Annotated in this window: 6 protein-coding genes; all 6 read right to left on the bottom strand. The window is 36.0% G+C overall.

Annotated features, from left to right (window positions below; all coding sequences use genetic code 11):
- Positions 1–56 precede the first annotated feature (56 nt).
- The 6 genes from FD33_RS12655 to FD33_RS06730 all read right to left on the bottom strand — a co-directional run bounded on the left by FD33_RS12655 (position 57) and on the right by FD33_RS06730 (position 4913).
- On the bottom strand, positions 57–200 hold the full coding sequence (locus FD33_RS12655) for a hypothetical protein (protein WP_156407832.1): 144 nt from the start codon (positions 198–200) through the stop codon (positions 57–59).
- Positions 201–235: 35 nt separating this feature from the next.
- Entirely contained in the window at positions 236–1645 is a 1410-nt protein-coding gene (gene nhaC / locus FD33_RS06750; protein WP_025086270.1) for a Na+/H+ antiporter NhaC, read from the bottom strand.
- A 389-nt stretch (positions 1646–2034) separates the two neighbouring features.
- Positions 2035–2688 (bottom strand): amino acid ABC transporter permease, encoded by a 654-nt coding sequence (locus FD33_RS06745; RefSeq protein WP_025086271.1) that lies wholly within the window; start codon positions 2686–2688, stop codon positions 2035–2037.
- 12 nt (positions 2689–2700) lie between these two features.
- Positions 2701–3339: an amino acid ABC transporter permease gene (locus FD33_RS06740; protein WP_025086272.1), complete on the bottom strand. Its 639-nt coding sequence runs from the start codon at positions 3337–3339 to the stop codon at positions 2701–2703.
- Entirely contained in the window at positions 3332–4162 is an 831-nt protein-coding gene (locus FD33_RS06735) for a glutamate ABC transporter substrate-binding protein (RefSeq protein WP_025086273.1), read from the bottom strand. The genes FD33_RS06740 and FD33_RS06735 overlap by 8 nt, the downstream gene beginning before the upstream one ends.
- Positions 4163–4175: 13 nt before the next feature.
- Positions 4176–4913, bottom strand: coding sequence for an amino acid ABC transporter ATP-binding protein (locus tag FD33_RS06730; protein ID WP_025086274.1), 738 nt, complete (start codon positions 4911–4913; stop codon positions 4176–4178).
- Positions 4914–5211 lie beyond the last annotated feature (298 nt).

Here is a 5211-nt window from a genome sequence, read left to right as displayed (position 1 = left end):
CAAGTCTTCTTTGGTGACTTGTCCGAAAAATTCGATTAATTGTTGCAATCTACCTTTTATAATGGTTTATTATTAACTACTGAAATTTTAATCTTATTTTTTAATTCTGCTTTCTCAACGACACTAGTTGTATTTGATACCAAAATATCAAATTGCCGCTGAATTTCATTCTCTTGTTTTTGAGTCAATTCTTTTTCCATAATATCCTCCCTAACAAATGAATAAAATTAAATCATTAAGCTGTAACTACTTTGTCATTGCTCGCCTTTTTAGTTTCAGGAAGCTTTCTTAATCCAATTCCTGTGAATCCACTAATAATGGAAAGAACTGGTGAAAGTAGACTGAAAAAACAGAATGGTAAGAATGACAATGTTGGTACACCTAAGGTATTGGCAGCAAAAGCACCAGCAACACCCCATGGTATTAAGTAGTTAATTACAGTACCACCATCTTCTAGTACACGGCTTAAAGCTAAATTATCTAAACCTCGTTTATTAAAGGTCGTTTTGAAGGCTTTACCAGGTAAAATAACTGATAAGTATTGCTCACCAACAAAGATATTAACGCCAATTCCAGAGAGAATTGTAGCAGTTATAACGGAACCTGGTGTCTTAAGACGTTCCGCCAATGGAGCCATAGCTGTTTGAATAACGTCAAACTTCATTAATAGTCCACCTAAGGACAATGTTAAGAAAATCAATGAGACTGTACCCATCATGGAAGTAATTCCTCCACGAGTTAATAAGGCATCAACGCTAGCATTTCCTGTCTTAGATACGAAACCATTTTCGATAAAACCAGCAATATCTTTAACCGGTGTATTGGGTTTTTCGATGAAGATCATACCTACAGTTACGGTAACGTTCAAAATTAAAGTAGCGATAGCTGGAACTTTCATAATGGCACAGATGAATAACAACGCGATTGGTAAAATAGCCCACCATGAAATTACGAAATTGCTATTTAAAACATTCAATGTTGTATTAATTTTACCCATACCGGCGTTGGTGCCACTGTTACCAATCACGGCGTAAAGTATCAAAGAAATAAGGAATGCCGGAATAGTAGTCCACATCAAGTTCTTGATATGATCGAATAAATCATCTTCCGCAATAGCAGCGGCTAAATTAGTTGAATCTGAAAGTGGTGAAGTCTTGTCACCGAAGATGGCTCCGGAAATGATAGCCCCGGCAACTAAAGCAGGATTCATGCCTAAAGTTTGACCCATACCGAAAAGTGCGATTCCGATTGTAGAAATAATTGTAAAAGCACTACCGATTGAAGTTCCAATTAAAGCACAAACTAGAAATACTGATGGAATAAACCAACGAACAGAAATCATATGGAAACCAGCTACCATCATTGACGGAATAATTCCGGCTGCGATCCAAGTTCCAATCAAAGCACCAATCAGAATAAAGATAAAGATTGGTATGATACCATTCTTAACTCCACTGACAATTCCATCGGAAATATCATCCCAACTACTGCCACGAAGTTTGGCCCATAAAACTAACAATCCAATTACTACTAGGACGGGAGTCTGTGGCGAAAGACCAAATTTGATAACTCCTACTCCTAAAATGATTAACATTACTGCCAACATGATGATGGCTTCTTTAAAATCTATACTCTTTTTACTCATAATTAATTCCTCCAAATTTTTATCGTAATTTACTTGAAGAATTAATATCGAGGATTGCCCCCGCATGTATTTATCATCATTTTACTTACCCCTTGGTATAAAAAAAGTCCCTGCTGCAACAATGCAACAGGGACGATTTACCGTGGTACCACCCAGCTTGAGAAGTATTCAAAAACACCTCTCCACTCTTGAGAATAACGGATCTCTTTTTCCGCTTGGAAAACCAAGTCATGCCTGGTATTTCATAAATGCATCCTGACCGGTTCGCATCAACCACCGGCTTTCTTACACCCAGATACATCACTACTTGATTCAGACACTTATATTTGTTTATTTGATTGACACTCACTATAAACGGCTTTTTTTATTCTGTCAACTAATAAATTATTTTAGGCCATTTTATGATCAATATATTTGGATAGTAAGGACAAAGCGTAACAAACTACGAAGTACATTAGAGCCATCATGACAAAGACAGGAATAATGTAATTTGGATTTTGTCCGTAAACTACTTGTCCATGTTGCATTAACTCTGGCACCACAATGATAGTTGCCAAAGAAGTATCCTTGATCAAAGAGATAAACTGACTAACCATTGCTGGAATCATTTTCTTATAAGCCTGTGGTAAAACAACATGCCACATTGCTTGAATATAAGTCATTCCCATTGATCTTGAGGCTTCCATCTGTCCAATATCAACCGCCATAATTCCGGATCTGATGATTTCAGCAATCATCATTGACTCAAAGACCGTCATTGCCAAAATAGCAGCTGGAATCGTATCCGGTTTGAATCCAAAGGCTGGTAAACCGAAGTAAACGAAGAAAATGATCAATAGTAACGGCAAATTACGAATTACGTCAATAATCACTCCAACAATTTTAGAAACGTAACGGATTTTGGAATAACGAATAATTCCTAAAACCGAACCGATGATAAAACTGAGTAACACCGATACAACGGAGATCAAAATCGTGATTTCTAAACCTTGGAGAAGAAATCTGATGTTGACCCATGAATAAGCATTCATCCAATTTTGCATAATATTCTCCTCCTAAGCTAGTTTTCTTTCAAGATATTGCATGTAGTAACTAATTGGCAAAGTAATAATCAAGTAGAACAAACCAACAATCAGATAAGTATTAACTGTATCGAATGTTTGTGATGCGATTGCATTTCCTTGATACATCAAATCGAATCCAGCCACGAAGGCTAAAACTGAAGAATTCTTGACCAAATTTACAAATTGGTTGCCCAACGGTGGAATAACTAACTTAAAGGCCTGTGGTAGAACGATATAACGCATAGCTTGCCAAAAAGTCATACCTTGTGATCGAGCGGCCTCCATCTGTCCGATATCAACTGAATTGATACCAGCTCTAACTGTTTCAGCAATGAAGGCAGATGTATAAATTGTCAATCCAATCGTCCCTGCCGTAAAACCATTAATTTTGACTACGTAGAGCGGGATAACTAGGTAGAAAAACATTGTGATAACTAACAGTGGAATATTACGGAAAATCTCTACATAGATTTTTCCAATGATTCTGAAAAACTTATTGGGAAGTACCTCAAGGATGGCTACTAAAGAACCAATAATTAAACTGAAGAACAGAGCCAAAACACTGGATAAAACCGTCCAACCAAATCCAGTGATAAAAGAACTCCAATTATGAGTTAAAAGATTAATCATGACGTAGCACCTCCTTGTAATTGAATCCAGGTACATTACCAAACCACTTCATAATCAATTTGTTGTAAGTACCGTCTTTTTCTACTTCACTCAAGGCTTTATTGATTGCCTCTCTAAAATCTTTTTGACCTTTATTGACACCAATACCATATGGTTCTGTAGTAAAGGCTTTACCTCTTAGGACATAGCCAGGATTATTCACGGCCATACCAGCTAAGATAACGTTATCGGTCGTCAAAGCATCTCCCTGGCCTGATTTCAAGGCCGTCAAGGCTTGTGCATAATCAGGTAACTGTAATACCCGAGCTTTTGGAGCAAATTTTTTAACATTTTCAACTGAATTAGAACCAACCACACCAATAATGGTCTTATCGTTTAAATCTTCTACTTTTTTGATTGGTGAATTTTCTTTAACTAAAATTGACTGTCCAGCATCAAAATATGAGTCAGAGAAATCAATTGTTTTTTGTCTTTCTGGCGTTATAGTCATTGTAGCGATGATGGCGTCGATATTACCATTCTTCAACAACGGTATTCTAGATTGTGAAGTAACCGTTACAAACTTTGCCTTGCCATCTTTACCTAACATTTTCTTAGTAATAGCTTTAGCCAAGTCAATTTCGAATCCCTTTTCCTTACCATCTTTTACATCAATTAAACCAATCAATCTTGTATCGGCTTTAACACCCCAAGTAATGGTTTTACTTTCTTTAGCATTAGTCAAAACATTTTGATCTGAAAGCGGCTTAGAGCCACAGCCACTTAAAACCAACGCTAGGAGCAATGAGGTGAAAATTAGAGTTAAATATTTTAGACGTTTCATCATCAATTCCTCCTTAATGTTGAATGATTTTACTCAAGAACTGCTTAGCACGATCATTAGTTGGTTGTTTGAAGAAGATATCTGTTGGATCATCTTCAAGAATTTGACCGTTGTCCATGAAAATAACACGGTTCGCAACTTCTTGAGCAAAACCCATTTCGTGAGTAACGATCAAGGACGTCATGTCACTTTGACTAGTAACGTATTTGATAACACCTAATACATCGTCGATCATTTCTGGATCTAGAGCACTTGTTGGTTCATCAAACAACATGCAACGAGGTTTCATAGCTAGTGATCTGGCGATTGCTACACGTTGTTTCTGACCACCAGAGATCTGTGAAGGCATGTTGTGAGCTTTATCAGCTAATCCAACTTGATCTAATAAAGCCATAGCTGTTTTTTTATTTTCTTCTTCGCTGAGCTTCAAAACAGTTCTTGGAGCTAGCATGACATTTTCTAGTACATCTTTGTTAGCGTAGAGATTGAAATGCTGGAAAACCATCCCTACATCTTTTCTAATTCGATTAATATCAGTTTTCTTGTCGGAAATATCACGGCCATTGACGATCAACTGTCCTTCTTGAATTGTTTCTAGACCATTGACTGTACGAGCCAGTGTACTTTTACCTGATCCAGAGGGACCAACTAATACAACGGTTTCCCCCTTATCAATTTTTAAATTGATATCTTTCAATGCATGGAAATTTCCATAATATTTTTGCACATTGCGGAATTCAATCATTGACATAATTTAGTTCCCCTTTCCCTTATTGTTAAATTTTATTTTTGTTTATTAGGAAAATTTTAATCTGTATTTCACATTTTTGCAACAAATATTTCTTTTGTGAAATTATTATTGGACAAGATGTCTCTTGAAATATAGCCTTAAAAAGCTATTAGATTAATGTTATCATAACTATAATTTTAATAAAATAATTTTAAATATTTTTTTTCGAACAAGACGTTTTTCCATCATAATTACAGAAAAATGAGGCTGTGACAAAACAGTCTCTTTATCTTAAAAGTTCGATGCGAATTTGAAAAAA

Source organism: Companilactobacillus paralimentarius DSM 13238 = JCM 10415 (assembly GCF_001434985.1).
Lineage (GTDB): Bacteria > Bacillota > Bacilli > Lactobacillales > Lactobacillaceae > Companilactobacillus > Companilactobacillus paralimentarius.
The sequence above is the reverse complement of the archived record's forward strand: the minus strand, read 5'-3'. Positions and strand labels throughout refer to the sequence as shown.